At 73.1% G+C, this 17,680-nt stretch carries 18 protein-coding genes; 16 read left to right on the top strand and 2 right to left on the bottom strand.

The window, feature by feature from the left end; genetic code table 11:
• Nucleotides 1-3: 3 nt before the first annotated feature.
• The 4 genes from MRBLML1_RS15245 to MRBLML1_RS15230 all read left to right on the top strand — a co-directional run bounded on the left by MRBLML1_RS15245 (nucleotide 4) and on the right by MRBLML1_RS15230 (nucleotide 3,362).
• Nucleotides 4-243 (top strand): RNA-binding protein, encoded by a 240-nt coding sequence (locus tag MRBLML1_RS15245; protein WP_364517396.1) that lies wholly within the window; start codon nucleotides 4-6, stop codon nucleotides 241-243.
• Between the two features lie 64 nt (nucleotides 244-307).
• Nucleotides 308-862, top strand: coding sequence for a ribosome maturation factor RimM (rimM, locus tag MRBLML1_RS15240; protein WP_364517394.1), 555 nt, complete (start codon nucleotides 308-310; stop codon nucleotides 860-862).
• Nucleotides 859-2,013 (top strand): tRNA (guanosine(37)-N1)-methyltransferase TrmD, encoded by a 1,155-nt coding sequence (gene trmD / locus MRBLML1_RS15235; protein WP_364517392.1) that lies wholly within the window; start codon nucleotides 859-861, stop codon nucleotides 2,011-2,013. Before rimM ends, trmD begins: the two co-directional genes overlap by 4 nt.
• A gap of 125 nt (nucleotides 2,014-2,138) precedes the next feature.
• Nucleotides 2,139-3,362 (top strand): ammonium transporter, encoded by a 1,224-nt coding sequence (locus MRBLML1_RS15230; RefSeq protein ID WP_364517390.1) that lies wholly within the window; start codon nucleotides 2,139-2,141, stop codon nucleotides 3,360-3,362.
• A gap of 164 nt (nucleotides 3,363-3,526) precedes the next feature.
• Here MRBLML1_RS15230 and MRBLML1_RS15225 read toward each other — a convergent pair whose 3' ends face one another.
• Complete coding sequence (locus tag MRBLML1_RS15225) at nucleotides 3,527-4,735, bottom strand: Fic family protein (protein ID WP_364517388.1); 1,209 nt, start codon at nucleotides 4,733-4,735, stop codon at nucleotides 3,527-3,529.
• 164 nt (nucleotides 4,736-4,899) lie between these two features.
• Here MRBLML1_RS15225 and rplS point away from each other — a divergent pair, with 164 nt between their 5' ends.
• The 11 genes from rplS to MRBLML1_RS15170 all read left to right on the top strand — a co-directional run bounded on the left by rplS (nucleotide 4,900) and on the right by MRBLML1_RS15170 (nucleotide 15,865).
• A complete protein-coding gene (gene rplS, locus MRBLML1_RS15220) occupies nucleotides 4,900-5,262 on the top strand; it encodes a 50S ribosomal protein L19 (protein ID WP_364517386.1) in 363 nt (120 codons plus the stop codon).
• Nucleotides 5,263-5,345: 83 nt separating this feature from the next.
• The gene (lepB, locus tag MRBLML1_RS15215; RefSeq protein ID WP_364517384.1) at nucleotides 5,346-6,233 is read left to right on the top strand and encodes a signal peptidase I; all 888 of its coding nucleotides are present in this window, start codon (nucleotides 5,346-5,348) and stop codon (nucleotides 6,231-6,233) included.
• Between the two features lie 7 nt (nucleotides 6,234-6,240).
• Nucleotides 6,241-6,918, top strand: coding sequence for a ribonuclease HII (locus MRBLML1_RS15210; protein ID WP_364517382.1), 678 nt, complete (start codon nucleotides 6,241-6,243; stop codon nucleotides 6,916-6,918).
• A gap of 10 nt (nucleotides 6,919-6,928) precedes the next feature.
• The gene (locus MRBLML1_RS15205) at nucleotides 6,929-7,237 is read left to right on the top strand and encodes a DUF2469 domain-containing protein (protein WP_364517380.1); all 309 of its coding nucleotides are present in this window, start codon (nucleotides 6,929-6,931) and stop codon (nucleotides 7,235-7,237) included.
• Nucleotides 7,238-7,358: 121 nt separating this feature from the next.
• Entirely contained in the window at nucleotides 7,359-9,116 is a 1,758-nt protein-coding gene (locus tag MRBLML1_RS15200) for a hypothetical protein (RefSeq protein ID WP_364517378.1), read from the top strand.
• The gene (locus MRBLML1_RS15195; RefSeq protein WP_364517376.1) at nucleotides 9,113-9,742 is read left to right on the top strand and encodes a TadE/TadG family type IV pilus assembly protein; all 630 of its coding nucleotides are present in this window, start codon (nucleotides 9,113-9,115) and stop codon (nucleotides 9,740-9,742) included. The genes MRBLML1_RS15200 and MRBLML1_RS15195 overlap by 4 nt, the downstream gene beginning before the upstream one ends.
• Nucleotides 9,742-11,502, top strand: a complete 1,761-nt coding sequence (locus tag MRBLML1_RS15190; protein WP_364517374.1) for a pilus assembly protein TadG-related protein — start codon at nucleotides 9,742-9,744, stop codon at nucleotides 11,500-11,502. Before MRBLML1_RS15195 ends, MRBLML1_RS15190 begins: the two co-directional genes overlap by 1 nt.
• 128 nt (nucleotides 11,503-11,630) lie before the next feature.
• Nucleotides 11,631-11,999 carry a YraN family protein gene (locus MRBLML1_RS15185; RefSeq protein ID WP_364517372.1) on the top strand — a complete coding sequence of 123 codons (369 nt, stop codon included), beginning with the start codon at nucleotides 11,631-11,633 and terminating at the stop codon, nucleotides 11,997-11,999.
• Nucleotides 11,999-13,732, top strand: coding sequence for a YifB family Mg chelatase-like AAA ATPase (locus MRBLML1_RS15180; RefSeq protein WP_364517370.1), 1,734 nt, complete (start codon nucleotides 11,999-12,001; stop codon nucleotides 13,730-13,732). The genes MRBLML1_RS15185 and MRBLML1_RS15180 overlap by 1 nt, the downstream gene beginning before the upstream one ends.
• Nucleotides 13,729-14,862, top strand: coding sequence for a DNA-processing protein DprA (gene dprA / locus MRBLML1_RS15175; protein ID WP_364517368.1), 1,134 nt, complete (start codon nucleotides 13,729-13,731; stop codon nucleotides 14,860-14,862). Before MRBLML1_RS15180 ends, dprA begins: the two co-directional genes overlap by 4 nt.
• A 67-nt stretch (nucleotides 14,863-14,929) precedes the next feature.
• The gene (locus MRBLML1_RS15170) at nucleotides 14,930-15,865 is read left to right on the top strand and encodes a tyrosine recombinase XerC (RefSeq protein ID WP_414691265.1); all 936 of its coding nucleotides are present in this window, start codon (nucleotides 14,930-14,932) and stop codon (nucleotides 15,863-15,865) included.
• Here the strand turns inward: MRBLML1_RS15170 and MRBLML1_RS15165 are convergent.
• Nucleotides 15,813-16,424 carry a peptidoglycan DD-metalloendopeptidase family protein gene (locus tag MRBLML1_RS15165; RefSeq protein ID WP_364517366.1) on the bottom strand — a complete coding sequence of 204 codons (612 nt, stop codon included), beginning with the start codon at nucleotides 16,422-16,424 and terminating at the stop codon, nucleotides 15,813-15,815. The two genes, MRBLML1_RS15170 and MRBLML1_RS15165, sit on opposite strands and share 53 nt — an antisense overlap.
• A gap of 312 nt (nucleotides 16,425-16,736) precedes the next feature.
• Between MRBLML1_RS15165 and rpsB the strand changes: the two genes are divergently transcribed.
• On the top strand, nucleotides 16,737-17,672 hold the full coding sequence (gene rpsB, locus MRBLML1_RS15160) for a 30S ribosomal protein S2 (RefSeq protein WP_364517364.1): 936 nt from the start codon (nucleotides 16,737-16,739) through the stop codon (nucleotides 17,670-17,672).
• Nucleotides 17,673-17,680 lie beyond the last annotated feature (8 nt).

Below are 17,680 nucleotides of genomic sequence, written 5' to 3'. Positions count from 1 at the left end.
CCGATGCTCGCCGACGCGCTGGAGCACCTCGTCCGCGGCGTGGTCGACCACCCCGACGACGTGGTCGTGCGCGACAAGCAGCTGCGACGCGGCTCGATCCTCGAGGTCCGGGTGCACCCCGACGACCTCGGCAAGGTGATCGGCCGCGGCGGCCGCACGGCGACCGCGTTCCGCACGGTCGTCTCCGCGATCGCCGGCAACAGCAGCACCCGGATCGACTTCGTCGACACCGACCGCCGCTGACCGCTGCACCGAGCAGCCCCGCACCGATGTGCGGGGCTGCTCGCAATTCCGGGACAATGAGCCCATGGAATCGCTCGAGGTCGTCGTCGGCCGGATCGGCAAGCCGCACGGAATCCGCGGCGAGGTCACCGTGGACGTGCGCACCGACGAGCCCGAGCGACGCTACGTCGACGGCGCCGTCCTCCAGGCCGAGGCGCCCCGCGGCTCGGCGTTCGCCGCCAGGACGCTGACCGTCGCGCGGACCCGCTGGCACCAGGGTGTCCTGCTCGCCACCTTCGCCGAGCTGGCGGACCGCACCGCGGCCGAGGCCGCGCGCGGGGTGGTGCTGCGGGCCGTCGTACCCGCTGACGAGACGCCGGCCGACCCGGAGGAGTTCTACGACCACCAGCTGGTCGGCCTCGCGGCGTACGACACCGAGGGCACCGCGCTCGGCGAGGTCGTCGGCCTGGTCCACGGTGCCCAGGACCTGCTGCGGATCAAGACCCCCGACCGGCGCGAGGCGCTGGTGCCCTTCGTCAGCGCGCTGGTGCCCGAGGTCGACCTCGCGGGCGGCCGGGTCGTGATCGCCGACCGGCCGGGCCTGGTGACGCCCTTCCCCGACGACGAGGCCGAGCAGTGAGGCTCGACTACCTCACCATCTTCCCCGACTTCTTCGCCCCGCTGGAGCTCTCGCTGCCCGGCAAGGCCGCGGCGAGCGGGCTGCTCGACGTGCGGGTCCACGACCTGCGCCAGTGGGCCACCGACCGGCACCACACCGTCGACGACACGCCCTACGGCGGCGGCGCCGGCATGGTGATGAAACCCGAGCCGTGGGGCGAGGCGTTCGGCGCGCTGGGGGTCGGGGCCGGCACCACCGTCGTGTTCACGACGCCGTCCGGCGAGCCCTTCGACCAGCGCCTCGCCGCGGAGCTGTCCGGGCGCGAGCGGCTGGTCTTCGCGTGCGGGCGCTACGAGGGCATCGACCAGCGCGTGATCGACCACGCCCGCGAGATCGCGGAGGTGCGCGAGATCAGCCTCGGCGACTACGTCCTCAACGGGGGCGAGGTCGCGGCGCTCGCCGTCACCGAGGCCGTGGTCCGGCTGCTGCCCGGCTTCATGGGCAACGCCGACTCGCTCGTGGAGGAGTCGCACGCCGAGGGCGGCCTGCTGGAGTACCCCGTCTACACCAAGCCCCGCACCTGGCAGGGCCGCGAGGTGCCCGAGGTGCTGCTCAGTGGCGACCACGGGCGGGTCGCGGCCTGGCGGGCGGAGGAGGCGCGCCGTCGTACGGCGCTGCGCAGGCCGGACCTGCTGCACCCCTCCGTCCTAGACGACGGCAGCCCGATCGTCCGTGCGGTGCCGGCCGACGCGGGGGAGATCCTCACCCTCCAGCGCGCCTGCTGGCTGCAGGAGGCCCTCGCCAACGACACCCTCGACATCCCGGCGCTGCAGGAGTCGCTCGACGACGTGCGCGCCGGGCTGGCCGAGTGGGACACCTGGGTGGTGCGCCGGGCCGGGCGGCTGGTCGCTGCCGCCCGGGGCAAGCTCGAGGACGCCACGACCTGGGACATCGGCCGGGTGATGGTCGCCCCCGACCTCCAGGGCAGCGGCCTGGGGCGGGTGCTCCTGGAGCACATCCAGGCGGTCGCACCGGAGCAGGTCACGTCGTACCAGCTCTTCACGGGGGCGGCCAGCGCCCGCAACCAGCGGCTCTACAAGAAGGCCGGCTTCCGGCTGCGCCCGGACCTGCCGGGACCGCCGCACACGGTCACCCTCACCAAGCGGCGCTGAGCGTTCACGGGCGCGTCACACGCTCGCGGAACCTGTAACACCGGCGAAACGACGGTCTCCTCCGGTTGAAACCGCACGGGTCGAGAGTCGGGTCCGACGGTTCCCGAGACACCCGAGAGGTACCAATGACCGACTCGACCGCATGGCTGCTGCTCAGCACCGCACTGGTCATCTTCATGACGCCCGGCGTCGCGTTCTTCTACGGCGGCTTGGTGAAGTCCAAGAGCGTCGTCTCCATGATGATGCTGAGCTTCGGCTCGATGGGCCTCGTCAGCGTGCTCTGGATCCTCTACGGGTTCAACATGGGCCTGCTCGACGGGGACGGCCTCGGCAGCTTCGTGGCCAACCCGTTCTCCGACTTCGCCCTCGAGGACCTCTCGAAGGTGACCGACGGCTCGCCGCTCGCCGGCGTCGCGTTCGGTGCCAGCTTCGCCATCATCACGGTCGCGCTCATCTCGGGAGCCATCGCCGACCGTGCGCGCTTCTGGCCCTGGATGCTCTTCGCCGGCGTGTGGGCCACCACGGTGTACTTCCTCGTCCAGGGATGGGTCTGGGCGTTCGACGACGACGGCATGACCGGCTGGGTCGGCAAGTTCGGCTTCGGCGACACCGCGACCATGGACTGGGCCGGTGGTACGGCGGTCCACATCAACGCCGGCGCCGCGGCGCTCGCGCTCGCCCTGGTGCTCGGCAAGCGCAAGGTGGGCTTCTCCAAGGAGGAGGCGCAGCCGCACAACGTGCCGCTGGTGCTCATCGGCGCGGCGATCCTGTGGTTCGGCTGGTTCGGCTTCAACACCGGCCTCAACACCGGTGAGGCCGGCGCGGGCCTGATCTTCCTCAACACGATCGGTGCCCCGGCGGCGGCGATGATCGGCTGGATGCTCGTCGAGCAGTTCAAGGAGGGCAAGGCCACCGCGGTCGGCGCCGCCTCGGGTGCGGTCGCCGGCCTGGTCGCCATCACCCCGGCCTGTGCCTTCCTCTCGCCCATCTGGTCGCTGCTGCTCGGCCTCATCGCCGGCGCGGTCTGCGCCTTCGCCATCGACCTGAAGTTCAAGCTCGGCTTCGACGACACGCTCGACGTGGTCGGCATCCACATGGTCGGCGGCTTCATCGGCTGCTGGTTCCTCGGCTTCTTCGCCACCGACACCGGCCTGTTCACCGGTGGCGGCAACCTCAACCAGCTGGGCACCCAGGTGGTGACCTCGCTCGGCGTCGCGGCGTACTCCTTCGTGATGGCCTGGGTGATCGGCACGGTCATCGAGAAGACGATCGGTTTCCGCGCCAAGGAGGAGGACGAGGTCGCGGGCATCGACCTCGCCCTGCACGGCGGCGGCTACGCCATCGACTGATCCCACCGACCCGACAGGCCCGTCCCGTACGCCGGGGCGGGCCTGTCGTGCCTCGGCGGCCTGTCGTGGGGGCGGGCCGCCGAGACATCTACCCGGGCGTTGTGGCCTCTACCCGGGTGGTCTACCACCCTGGTAGAGGCCTGGACACGTAGTTACAAGCGTGCTCAGGCGCTGCGCATCCGGCGGCTGGACGCCTGGATCCGGTCGCTGAGGCCGGCCACCTCGTCGAGCACCGCACCGGCGAGCCAGACCGGGGCCCGGCGGGAGCGGGGCGCCCGGCGCAGCACACCGGCGCGGGTCAGCGCGTCGAGCACCGCGGCGGCCTCGTCCTCGGCCACCCCGATCCGCCCGGCCACCAGGGCCGGGTTGACGATCGGCTCCTCGACGAGCAGGTCGAGGGTGCGGTGCGGGGCGGTGCCCGGCCGGGAGCCCCCGACCGCCTCGCCCCAGCCCGTCCGCACCTCGCGCAGCCGGGTGGCGGTCACCCAGGACTCCGCGGTGGCGATCCGCACAGCCGAGGCGAGCATCGCGACGATCGTCGCGGCCTGACCGGCGCGGTAGTCGCCGAGCGCGGCGAAGTAGCGCTCCCGGTGCGCGACCAGCGCCGAGGCGATCGGCACGGTGAGGTGGCGCGTGGCGCGCCGGCGGCGCAGCACGGCATGGATCAGGGTGCGCCCGATCCGGCCGTTGCCGTCGATGAACGGGTGGATCGACTCGAACTGGGCGTGCACGATCGCGGCCTGGGCCACCGGAGGCAGGTCGTCGCGGTCGGCGAAGGCGAGCAGGTCGTCGAGGTACGCCGAGACGGTCTCCGGCGGGGGAGGCACGTGCAGCGCCCCGAGCGGCGACCAGTCGCTGCCGCCCACCCAGTTCTGCGTGGTGCGCAGGGTGCCGGCGCGGTGCGCCTCCGAGGGCGTGCGGCGGAACAGGTCGTGGTGCGCCCGCAGGATCGCCTCACGGCGGATCGCGCGGGTGCGGTCGGCGTCGGCGATCATCCGGGTCAACGCCGCCGTCGCGGACGCCATCGAGACGGCGGAGGCGTTGGCGCCCACCCCGAGCAGCGCCCGCCCGTAGTCGGCGAGGCTGGCGTCCACGTTCTCGATCTTCGAGGAGTCCACCGCCTCGGTGCGCAGCAGCAGGTGGTTGAGCGCGCTGAGCGTGCGCCCGTGCACCAGGTCGAGGTGGCTCAGGTCACCAGCGCACGCGGCGGTCATCGCGCTCAGCTGCCGGTCCATCGGCAGCTCCCGCTCGGCGACGTACGGCGGCAGGCTGACGGTGACCTCGTGCAGCAGCCGGTCCGCGCGCGGGCCGCGCGGGGTGCGCTGCCGCCAGGGCCGGACCTCCGCGCGGTGCGGCTCCCAGTCGCGCTGCATGGCTCGTATTGTCGCAGCCGCGGATTACCGGTGGCGTCGGCCGCTGTGGGAAGATTCTTCGTCGGTGTCGCGGACGCTTCTGCCACAGGGGAATCGTCGACCGCGCACCACCACGATCCAACACCTAGTTCCGCGGCTGACCTGTGGCACTCGCGAGGAGAATCATGAGCAACCCCAGCCCCGCCGTCGTGACCGAGATCGGCAACGCCGTCAAGCGTGACGACGTCCCCGACTTCCGCGCCGGTGACACCGTCAAGGTCCACGTCAAGGTCGTCGAGGGCAACCGCTCCCGCGTCCAGGTCTTCCAGGGCGTCGTGATCCGCGTGCACGGCTCCGGCGTCGGCCGCACCTTCACGGTCCGCAAGGTCTCCTTCGGCGTCGGTGTCGAGCGGACCTTCCCGCTCCACTCGCCGATCTTCGAGCAGATCGAGGTCGTCACCCGCGGTGACGTGCGTCGCGCCAAGCTCTACTACCTGCGCAACCTCACCGGCAAGAAGGCCAAGATCAAGGAGCGTCGCGAGGCGTGAGCCCCGCCGCTTGACGAAGGCCCGACCGCAACGGTCGGGCCTTCGTGCTTTTCTCCAGGGGCACGTGCCTAGACTCAGGCATCGTGACGACCGACGAGACGGCAGGCGACGCGGCAGCCGAGGGCCCCGACCACGCCGCGGTGGAGGACGAGGGCCCGCGCGGCCCCCGGGACTCCGACAAGCCCGCCCGCAAGCACCTGCCGGTCTGGCAGGAGAGCATCCTGCTGCTCGCCGTGGCGCTGGGTCTCGCGGTGGTCATCAAGGCCGTGTTCGTGCAGGCGTTCTACATCCCGTCGGAGTCGATGGAGCCGGGCCTGGTCAAGAACGACCGGATCCTGGTGCAGAAGGTGTCGTACTGGTTCGGCGGCTCGCCGCAGCGCGGCGACGTCATCGTCTTCGAGGACCCGGGCAACTGGCTCAGCGAGACCGACGACCAGGGCCCCACCGGCGTCGCCAACCTGCTCTCGAAGGTCGGGCTCTACCCGACGGGCGGGCACCTCGTGAAGCGGGTCATCGCCACCGCGGGCGACGTCGTGGTCTGCTGCGACGCGAAGGGCCGGATCGAGGTCAACGGCGTCGCGATCGACGAGAAGTCCTACCTCGGCCCCGACCCCGGCGCCTGCAACGCCGAGCTGCTCGACGACTGGCCGGTGCGCAAGGGCTCGGCGTTCGGCGGCCGGTGCAGCTGGACGATCGGCCCGGTCCCGGCCGGCAAGCTGCTGGTGCTCGGCGACAACCGCGGGCACTCCGCCGACTCGCGCGCCCACCTGTGCAACCCCGACGACGACCCGTGCACGCAGAGCCCGTGGGTCGACACCGACCTGGTCGTCGGCAAGGTCTTCACGCTGATCTGGCCGCGCGACCGTTGGCGCTGGATCAGCCGCCCTGAGGTCTTCGATAAGGTCCCCGACTCGCCGCCGGCCGACCTCCTGGAGAAGGCGAAGAAGCTCGACGCGCTCCCGGGGAGCTAGCCGGGCCATGTCCATCCTGCCCAAGGGCGCGACGGTACGACGCGACGCCGGCATCTACGGCTACGAGCGGGCGCTGCGTCGCCACGGCCTGGAGCCGATCGCGGGTGTCGACGAGGCCGGCCGCGGGGCCTGCGCGGGCCCGCTGGTCGCGGGCGCCGCGATCCTGCCGCCGGGCAAGGCCGGGATCGTCCCGGGCCTGGCGGACTCCAAGCTGCTGACCGCCGCCGCACGCGAGCGTTGCTACGAGCAGGTCGTCAAGCGCGCCCTGGCCTGGTCGGTGGTGGTCCTGCCGCACGACGAGTGCGACCGGCTGGGCATGCACGTCGCCAACGTGGAGGCGCTGCGCCGGGCGGTCGCGAAGCTGGACGTCGCGCCGTCGTACGTGCTCACCGACGGGTTCCCCGTCGACGGGCTCGGCGTGCCCGGGGTCGCGATGTGGAAGGGCGACCGGGTCGCGGCCTGCGTCGCGGCGGCGTCGGTGCTGGCCAAGGTCACCCGGGACCGGATCATGGTCGAGCTCGACGGCGAGTGGCCGGCGTACGACTTCCGGACCCACAAGGGCTACATCACCGCGACCCACAGCGCGGCGCTGGAGGTGCACGGTCCCTCGCCGGTGCACCGGATGCGCTTCGTCAACGTACGACGCGCGGCCGGTCTGGAGCCGCTGCCTGGGGGAGAGGGCTAGAGTCGCCCCCGTGAGCGCCGAGGACCTCGAGAAGTACGAGACCGAGCAGGAGCTGAACCTCTACCGGGAGTACCGCGACGTCGCCGGGATCTTCAAGTACGTCGTCGAGACCGACCGCCGGTTCTACCTGTGCAACTCGGTCGACGTGAAGGCGCGCTCCGAGGGCACCGACGTCTTCTTCGAGGTGACCATCACCGACGCGTGGGTGTGGGACATGTACCGCCCGGCCCGCTTCGCGAAGAACGTCAAGGTGCTCACCTTCAAGGACGTCAACGTCGAGGAGCTCGCCACCTCGGACCTGGAGCTCCCGAAGTCCTGAACCTGCGGGACTTCGTCCCGAATCCCGCTCCGGCGCTCGCGCCGTGGCCCGTGCTGCCGACCAGGAACCGGAGGGCAGCAAGCAGGGCTGTCCGCGTGCGACAGGCAGCGGGGAGGGCGCCATGTTGCTCCGGCGTCGGAAGGCACGGCACGAGCGGGGCGCCGTCACCCTGGTGATGGTGGTCGTGCTGGCCGTGCTCATGGCCGGCTCGGCGTTCGTCGTCGACCTCGGGGTGCAGCGCGTCGCTCGCTCCGACATGCAGGCGATCGCCGACCTCGTCGCGCTCGACCTCGCCCGCGAGCTCGACGGCCGTACGGTCGCCGAGGTGCGCCCGGCGCTGGACGCCGAGCTGCGGGCGAGCACCGCCCGGAACGCCGACGCGGTCGGCACCGGCGCCCCGCAGCTGACCTACCGGGTCGGCCAGATGCGCAACGGGCAGTTCCTGGAGATGTCCTCGGGGGTGCCGACCGCGGTCCGGGTCTCCGCCAGCACCGAGGTCGCCTTCGGCTTCGCCGGCGTGACCGGGCGCGACTCCGGCACCGCCCTGCGCTCGGCCGCCGCCGAGAGCTCCGGGACCGCCTGCTTCCGGCTCGGCTCCTTCGTCGCGGCCATCCGCTCCGGCGACAGCACCGTGCTGGCGCCGCTCGGCGACCTGCTCGGCGTCAAGCTCGGCCTGCTCAGCTACCAGGGGCTCGCCGTGGCCGACCTGCGCCTGGACCAGCTCGTCGCCTCGCCGTACGTCGGCACGCCGGAGGCGCTGCTGAGCAGCCCGATCAGCTACGCCACCCTGATCCGGGCGATGATCGACGCGCTCGGCCGTGAGTCCACCGACAACACGGTCGCCATCCAGGCGCTCAACCAGCTCCTGAGCACCACCGTCACCGCGAGCGTGGGGACGATCAGGCTCGCCGACGTGCTGCACGTGGCGCCGAGCGACACCGCGGCGATGAAGATCGACCTCGACGTGCTCGACCTCGTCGCCTCCGCACGGCTGGCCGACGGCAAGCACTTCCTGGGGGTGCCCAACATCCAGGGCCAGGTCCCCGGCGTCGGCTACCAGTACACCGGCGGCATCAACCTCGTCTCCGCCGCCGAGCTCGCCTGCGGCGCCCCCAACACCAGCCAGGCCGTCGCCGACACCTCCCAGCTCAACGGCTCGGTCGGCGTGCTCTTCACCAACATGCCCAGCCTCAGCGTCCCGGGCCTCGGCACCCTGCAGACCCCCAAGGGCAGTGGTCTGCTGCAGATCACCGCGGGCGGCGGCACCGGGCGGCTGGTCGCGCCGCCGGCCGTGCACTGCGGCAACGGGACGGCGAACGACCCGTCGACGATGAGCGTCTCGGTCGGGACCAGCCTGGCGACGTACCAGCTGTACGCGGACGTGAGCATCGCCGCCGACGTGAAGCTCAGCGACCTGATCGGTTTGGGGCTCACCTCGGTGCTCACCAATCTGCTGGGCAACATCCTCACCCTCGGCAGCAAGATCTCGCTGGAGGTCGAGGTGCGGCTGACCATCGGCACCACCAACAGCGGCGGCACCTCCCGGGCCGACCTGAAGATCCCGCCGAACGACAAGACGCCGATCTCGACGGGCTCCTCGATCTACCTCGACACCGCCTCCGTCGTGCCGACGGTCAGCTCGGTCAAGCTCAACGCCAAGAGCGCCACGCTGTCCGCCGTCACCGCGATCACCAACCCGATCGTCAACGTGCTGGTCACCAGCGGCAAGGGCTTCTTGGAGAAGACCCTGACGCCGCTCGTGGCGAACATCAACAACGACTTCATCGGACCCGTCGCACGGATGGTCGGGCTGCGCCTGGCCGGTGCCGACGTCTACGGCGTCGGCGTGACCTGCGCGCACCCGCGGCTCGTCGGATGAGCGCCGGCGCACCGGCTAGTCCCAACGGACTAGGCCGCCCCCCTCGGACGGGCAGAAACACCAGGGATTCGTTCCCCCGTGGTGACGCGCGCCACTATCCTGCGGAGATCGCCGCTCGGGAGGCGCGTCAGGGGAGCAAGGGCGGGGAGGCCGAGCCGATGGGGCGACGAGTGCTGAGAAGGTGGCGCACGCAGCGCGGTGCGGCGGCGGTCGAATTCGCCCTCATCATGCCGATCCTGCTGCTCCTGGTGTTCGGCATCATCAGCTACGGCTACATGCTCAGCTTCCGCCAGGCGATCAGCCAGGCGGCCGCGGAGGGGGCCCGGGCCGCGGCGGTCTCGCAGGTGAGCTCGAACCAGGTCTCCGACGCCACCCGGGCGATGAACGACGCCCTCGGCACCTACGGCGTCTCCTGCGGCAACAACGGCACGCTCACCCGCGACGGCGACAACGTCGGCACCTGCAACGTCTCGGTCGCGACCTGCGCCGGCGAGGCCGCCTCGGTCAGGTGCGTGACCGTCACCATCGACTACGCCTACGACGACCACCCGCTCCTGCCCGTTCCGGGCGTCGGTCTCGTCCTGCCCGACCGCCTCCGCTACTCCGCGGTCGCGAGGGTGAGCTGATGCTCCGCCGGCCCGCCCCGGGCCGTCGGGACGAGCGCGGCGCCGCCGCCGTCATCGTCGGTGTGGCGCTGACCCTGGTGCTGCTGATCATCGCGGCCTTCGCCGTCGACCTCGGCATGCAGCGCACCGCGCGGCGCGACATGCAGGCGCTCGCCGACGTGGTCGCCCTCGACCTCGCGCGCAACCTCGACGGGCGCACGTCCGCGCAGCTCGCCAGCACGATGGACGCCCAGATGGCCAAGAGCCTGGCGCGCAACGGCGACACCCTCGGCTCCGCGCCGGACCTGGACTGGGACCTGGGCGAGCTGCGCAACGGCTCGTTCGTGGAGCTCGCCGCGGCCGACGTACCGTCGGCGGTGCGGGTGCGCGCCGACACGAACGTCAACTTCGCCTTCCGCAGCTTCACCGGTGTCGCGACCGGTGCCGCCAGCCGCGACGCGGTCGCGCAGTCGGAGGAGTCGGCCTGCTTCCGGGTGGGGTCCTTCATCGCCTCGCTCGACAGCAGCCAGGGCACCTTGCTCAACCCGTTGCTCAACGCCCTGCTCGGCAGCAGCCTGAACCTCAACCTGGTCAGCTACCAGGGCCTGGCGACCAGCAACATCTCGCTGCTCTCGCTGGTCCAGGTCGGGGGCCTCGGCGTCGGGACCGTCGACGAGCTGCTGCAGCTCGACAACGTCAGCGTGGGCAAGCTCTTCGTCGCGGCCGCCAAGGTGCTCGACTCCCAGGGCAAGCTGGCCCAGGCGAACATCCTCCGGGCGATCAACATCGCCGCCGCCACCCCGACCCTCGCCATCGGCTCGCTCATCAACGCCGCGCCGTCCGACTCCGCCGCGCTGGACTCCACGATCAACGTGCTGGACCTGGTGACCGCCGCCGCGCTGGTCGCCAACGAGGGGCACGCCGTCAACGTGCCGAGCCTGGGCATCAGCCTGCCCGGCGTGGTCAGCACGACCACCTCGCTGACCGTCATCGAGGCCCCGCGACAGGGCTGCAAGAACAAGCCGGCCGAGACCGCCCAGGTCCGGCTGCGGGTCACCGCCACCATCCCGGCCCGGTCCCTCAACGTGTCGATCCTGGGCCTCGCGAGCGTCGGGGTGAGCCTCGACGAGACCAAGGTGAGCCTCGACCTCGACGTCGGCCGGGCGATCGCCACCCTCGCCTCGGTCCACTGCAACGCCGCGGGCCCGGACTTCGTCAAGGTCGCGCTCTCCTCGTCGGTCGTCGGCAACATCAACGTCAACGCCTCGCTCGGGGCGCACGTCAAGGTGAGCGTGCCCCTGCTCGGCAGCGGTGGCCTGCTCGGCCAGATCCTCAGCCTGCTCGGCCTGGGCAGCCTGCTGAACCCACCGGAGATCCAGCTCGACACCGGGCTGGCGGTGAACGTGAACGCACCGCCGACCGGGTCGTACTCCAAGGAGGTCACCCTCCCCATCCCGGGCGCGTACACCGTCCCGGCCGGAAGCGGCAGCGGCGTGATCCTCGGCCCGGCCACCGCCCAGACCACGGGCACCACGAAGATGTCGATCAACTACGGCCTGCTGGGCAACCAGACGAAGCTCGTGCTGAACGCGGACCCGCTCTACAGCACGGTGCTCAACCCGATCCTGTCGGGCGTCGCCGCCTCGCTGAACCCACTACTCACCGCGCTGCAGAGCGCGATCATCACCCCGTTGTCGAAGATGCTCGGTCTCCAGGTCGGGGGCGCGGACGTCTTCGCGATCCCGACCCCGACCTGCCAGGGCGTCCGGCTCGTCGGCTGACCCCACCTGTCCCAGCGGTCACCGAGGCGTCCACCTGACGCGGCCGAGCCTGGGGAGGAGCCGCTCCGTCCACAGCCGCGCCCCCTCGTCCCGGCCCGATCGGGGCGGGGCCCGGCAGGCTCCTGGCCATGACGACGACAGCACAGGCCCGGCAGGCGATCGGTGCCTACGGCGAGGAGCGCGCCGCGCGCCACCTCACCGACCTCGGCATGGTGGTCCTGGAGCGCAACTGGCGGTGCCCGAGCGGCGAGATCGACATCGTGCTCCGTGACGGCGCGACCCTGGTCGTGTGCGAGGTGAAGACCCGCACCAGTGCGGCCGCGGGCACCCCGCACGAGGCGGTGACCCCGGCCAAGCTCGACCGGCTGCGGCGCCTGGGGGAGCTGTGGGCCGCGACCCGCGGGCTCCGGCCCGGCGGCATCCGGGTCGACCTGGTCGCGGTGCAGCGGCCACGCCGCGGCGCGCCGGTCATCGAGCACGTCCCGGGGCTGTGCTGATGCCGGTCGCGACCACGCACTGCGTCGCGCTCGACGGCGCCCGCGGGCACCTCATCGACGTCCAGGCCGACGTCTCGCCCGGCCAGGCCACGGTGACCGTGGTCGGGCGGGCCGACGTCGCGCTCCGCGAGGGCGTCGACCGGGTGCGGATGGCGATCGTCAACAGCGGCCTGCGCTGGCCGGCCACCAAGCGCACCACGATCCTGCTCTCGCCCGCCGACCTGCAGAAGACGGGCACCCAGTTCGACCTCGCCATGGCCGTCAGCGTGCTCGCCGCCGACGGCCAGGTCGAGGAGCGCGAGCTCGACCGCACCGCCTTCATCGGCGAGCTCACCCTCGCCGGCGGCCTGCGTCCCGCGGTCGGCGTGCTCCCGATGAGCCTGGCCGCCCAGGAGCGCGGCGTCCGCCGGGTCTTCGTCCCCGAGCCCCAGGCCGACGAGGCGGCCATGGTCAGCGACCTCGACGTCATCGGGATCCGCTCGCTGTCCCAGGTGGTCGCCAGCCTGCTCGGCGAGCCTCCGCCCGAGGCGCCGCCGGTCGCGGAGACCTCCGGTGCCCACCTGCTCTCCTGGCGCGGGGACGAGCGGCGCGACGACCTCGACCTCGCCGACCTGCGCGGCATGGAGGACGAGAAGTACGCCGCCGAGGTCGCCGCCGCCGGAGGCCATGCCCTGCTGCTCTCCGGCGCCAAGGGGTGCGGCAAGACCAGCCTCGCCGAGCGGATGCCGACCCTGCTCCCCGACCTCACCCGGGAGGAGTCCCTGGAGCTCACCGCGCTCCACTCGCTGGCCGGGGTCCTCGACCCCGGTGCCGGGATGGTCCTGCGTCCGCCCTTCGTGGCGCCGCACCACGACGCCAGCAAGGCGAGCGTCGTCGGCGGCGGCACCGGGCGCGTCCAGCCCGGTGCGCTGAGCCGGGCCCACTGCGGGGTGCTCTTCCTCGACGAGTTCCCGCTCTTCCGCGCCGACGTGATCGAGGCGCTGCGCCAACCGCTGGAGAGTCGCGACATCACCATCGCGCGCCGCGACGAGCTGGTCACCCTGCCCGCCGGCGGCATGCTCGTCCTCGCCAGCAACCCCTGCCCCTGCGGCGCGTGGACCGCCTTCGCCGGCACCAACCGCTGCGGCTGCGCCGAGCGGGTCCGCCGGGCCTACCAAGGTCGTCTCACCGGACCCGTGGCCGACCGGATCGACATCCTCCGCAACGTCCAGCCCGCCTCGCTCGCCAGCCACGACCCGTTCCGCCCACCCGAGCCCTCGGCCGTCGTGCGGGACCGGGTCGCCGCGGTCCGCGACCGCCAGGCCCGCCGCTACGCCGACCGCCCCTGGCGGCTCAACGCCCACGTCCCCGGCCCCCGCCTCGAGGACACCTGGCCGCTCACCCGCTCCGCCCAGCGGCTGATCGCCGACGAGGCCCGCCGCGGCCGGCTCTCGGCCCGCGGCGTGGTCCGGGTGCAGCGGCTCGCCTGGACGGTGGCCGACCTCCGCTCGGTCCGCGACGGCCGCGACCACGAGCCCGGCCTCGCCGACGCGGAGACCGCGCTGCGGCTGCGGGCCGGGCTGCCGCTCGACCTGGCGGTGCTCCGCGGGACCCGCGGTGGTGAGCGGAGGGCTGCCGCCGGGTCCGGTGCCGACCTCGCCGCGCGCCCCGACCTCGGTGCCCGCCCGCAGTCCGCTGCCGATGCCCCGCACGCAGCCGCGCCCCCGCACCGCGACGGTCAGGGTGTCGCATGAGCCCCGACGACGACCGTCTCGCGCGGGCCACGATCAGCCTGGTCGCCGAGCCGGGTGACGCCCGCGCCCTCGGGCTCACCCGGGAGCTCGGTGCGGCGCGCTTCCTGGAGCTGCTGCGCGAGCACCCCGAGCTGCGTGACCAGCTCGCCGCTGCCTCTGCACGGCTGGCCGGGGTGGAGACCGAGCGGGTGCTGGAGAGCGCGGCACGCCGGGGGATCCGGTTCGTCGTACCGGGGGACGAGGAGTGGCCGGCCCAGCTCGCCGACCTCGACCGCGCCGGGGTGCTGCACGACCGCGGCGGCGTGCCGGTCGGGCTGTGGGTGCGCGGACCGCTGCGGCTGGACCGGCTCGGCGAGGCGGTGTCGGTCGTGGGCTCGCGCTCGTCGACGTCGTACGGCGACCAGGTGGCGGCCGAGCTCGCGGCCGGTGTCGGTGCGCGCGGGCGGCCGGTGGTGAGCGGGGCGGCGGAGGGGATCGACTACGCCGCCCACCGCGGCGCGCTGAGCGCCGGGGCGCCGACCGTCGCCGTCCTCGCCTGCGGGGTCGACCGGGTCTACCCCGCGCGCAACCGCGACCTGCTGCGCCACCTGGGCGAGGCGCACGCCGTGGTGTCCGAGGCGCCACCGGGGGCCTCGCCCTTCCGGATCCGGTTCCTGGCCCGCAACCGGCTGATCGCGGCGCTGGGCCGCGGCACCCTCCTGGTCGAGGCGGCGCTGCGCAGCGGCGCGCTCAACACCGGCAGCTGGGCCGACCGGCTCAACCGGGTGGTGATGGGCGTGCCGGGGCCGCTCACCAGCCCGGTCTCGCAGGGCGTGCACCAGCTGATCCGTCGGGGGAGCGCCACGCTGGTCACCTCGACGGAGGAGGTCCTCGAGCTGGTCGGCGCCGCCGGCAGCGACCTCGCTCCGGAGCTGCGGGCTCCCGAGCAGCCCCGGGACGGGCTGTCGGTGCGCGCCCGGCAGGTCCTCGACGCGGTGCCGGTCGCCGCGCCGGCGCCCACCGAGTCGATCGCCCGGGTCGCCGGGCTCGCCCCGGCCGACGTACGACGCCTGCTGCTCGCGCTCGCCGAGGACGGCCTCGTCGATCGGGCGCCGACCGGCTGGCGACTCACCGCGCGAGGCCGGGGGTGAGCGGAGCCCGCCGACCTACGATGACCGGGTGGGTGACGTCGCGGAGGCTCCGGAGCCGGGCGCGGCGCTGCCCGAGGTGCTCCCCGAGGTGCTCCCCGAGTGGGCGGTCGGCGTGCTGGCCCGCTACGAGCGGCACCTCGTCTCCGAGCGCGACCTCGCCCCGCACACGGTCACCGCCTACCTCGGCGACATCAGCGGGCTGCTCGACCACGCCGCGCGGCTGGGGCTCGGCGGCCCGGACGAGCTGGACCTGCGCACGCTGCGCAGCTGGCTGGCCCGCCAGCAGACCTCGGGCCTCTCGCGCACCACGCTGGCTCGCCGGGCGACCGCGGCCCGGGTCTTCACCGGGTGGCTCGCGCGCACCGGGCAGGCGCCCGCCGACGTCGGCTCCGCGCTGGGCTCGCCGAAGCCGCACCGGACCCTGCCCGACGTGCTCCGCGTCGACGAGGCCCGGGAGCTGATCGCGGCGGCGACGGCGCTCGCCGACGACGGCAGCCCGACGGGTCTGCGGGACGTGGCGATGCTGGAGCTGCTCTACGCCACCGGCATGCGCGTGGGGGAGCTGTGCGGCCTCGACGTCGACGACCTCGACCGCGACCGCAACGTGGTGCGGGTCTTCGGCAAGGGGCGCAAGGAGCGGACCGTCCCGTTCGGGCACCCGGCGGCGGCGGCGCTGGACCGGTGGAGCGTCGGCGGGCGCCCGCAGCTGGTCCGGCCGGGCTCCGGCCCCGCGCTGTTCCTCGGCGCCCGGGGTGGGCGGATCGACCAGCGCGCGGTCCGGACGCTGGTGCACCGCCGGCTGGCCGACGTACCGGGCGCGCCGGACCTCGGCCCGCACGGCCTGCGGCACACCGCGGCGACCCACCTGCTGGAGGGCGGCGCGGACCTGCGCTCGGTCCAGGAGCTGCTCGGGCACGCCTCGCTGGCGACCACGCAGCGCTACACCCATGTCACCACCGACCGACTGCGGCGCGCGTACCAGCAAGCACACCCGCGGGCGTGAGCGCCGGCCCACCCGGCACCTGTCGACCCTGCCGTGGCTGACCCGGTCCCGGCCGGTCGCGCCACAGCGGCAGCAGCCGGACCGGGCCGCCACCGACGAGCAGCAGCGGGTCGAGGTACGTCGTGCCGCGGAGCCACCCCCAGTGCAGGCAGGCGCGCGGGAAGCAGTGCGAGCCGACGAGCTCCAGCGTCCCGAGCACCTCTCCTCCGGCGAGCACGTCGCCGACGTGGACCACCGCCGTGACCGGCTCGTAGGTCGTCCGGGTGTCCCCGTGCCCGACCACGACGACCCCGCGCCCCGCGATCCGACCGGTGAAGGTGACCTGCCCGGGGAGCGCGGTGCGGACCGGCTGCCCGGGGCGGCCGCCGAGGTCGGCGCCGCGGTGCCCGGCGCCCCACACCACGTCCGGCGGGTCGAACCGGGCCAGCACCTCGGGGCGCGGCGTCAGCGGCCAGGTGCCGACCGGGTCGTCACGCCCGGCAGCACCCGGACCAGCAGCGGCAGCAGGAGCCGCGATCGCGAGGAGCAGGAACGTCATCAGGGCGAGGAGGGAGCGCATGGGGCGATGGTGCGAGGCGGCGACGACGAACCTGTGGCCGTGGGGGACGGGGTGTGGAGAACGGGGCGGGGAGGGCGGGGCTGTGGACAGCTCCTGGCCTGAATTGGGCCGGGAGGTGCGCAACGCCGTAGGCTGAGCAGCACCGGTCCGCCCTGGACCGGAATTCGCTCGTCCGCAGACCACGAGCGGGTCCCTCCGGGCCCGCACCGCCCGTGGGCGTCGATCCTCGGTCCACCCGAGCCGCAAGGCTCAGGTGGTGGGACGGCGCGCAGGCGACAGGACCAACTGAAAACCACACAGGAGAAAATCATCATGGCTGTCGTGACCATGCGCCAGCTCCTCGAGAGCGGCGTCCACTTCGGACACCAGACCCGTCGCTGGAACCCGAAGATGAAGCGGTTCATCCTCACCGACCGCAACGGCATCTACATCATCGACCTGCAGCAGTCGCTGGCCTACATCGACCGCAGCTACGCCTTCGTCAAGGAGACCGTGGCCAAGGGCGGGACGATCATGTTCGTCGGCACCAAGAAGCAGGCCCAGGAGGCGATCGCCGAGCAGGCGACCCGCGTCGGCATGCCCTACGTCAACCAGCGCTGGCTGGGCGGCATGCTCACCAACTTCCAGACCGTGCACCAGCGGATCAACCGCCTCAAGGAGCTCGACGAGATCGACTTCGACGACGTCGCGGGCAGCAGCCGCACCAAGAAGGAGCTGCTGCAGATGCGCCGCGAGCGCGACAAGCTCAACAAGTCGCTCGGCGGCATCCGCGAGATGACCCGCACCCCCTCCGCGGTGTGGATCGTCGACACCAACAAGGAGCACCTGGCGGTGGAGGAGGCGCGCAAGCTGCGCATCCCGATCATCGCGATCCTGGACTCCAACTGCGACCCCGACGACGTCGACTTCCCGATCCCGGGCAACGACGACGCGATCCGCGCGGTCGGCCTGCTGACCCGGGTCATCGCCGACGCCGCCGCCGAGGGCCTGATGGCTCGCTCCGGTGCGGGCGCCTCGAGCACCACCGCCCAGGAGCCCCTGGCCGAGTGGGAGCGCGAGCTGCTCGAGGGTGACGCCGAGAAGGCCGCCGTGGAGGCCACCGGTGGCGACGCCGCCACCGAGGAGACCCCGGCCTCCGAGGCGACCGGCGCGTCCAGCGAGGCCGCCGAGGCGCCCTCCGCCGAGGCCGAGGTCGCCGAGGCGCCCGCCGCCGAGGAGACCCCCGCCGACGCCCCGGCCGAGGCCTGAGCGACACC

The sequence above is a fragment of the Nocardioides sp. LML1-1-1.1 genome, from assembly GCF_040676175.1.
In the GTDB taxonomy this organism is placed as follows: Bacteria; Actinomycetota; Actinomycetes; order Propionibacteriales; family Nocardioidaceae; genus Nocardioides.
This window is presented reverse-complemented; position numbering and strand designations above follow the sequence as displayed.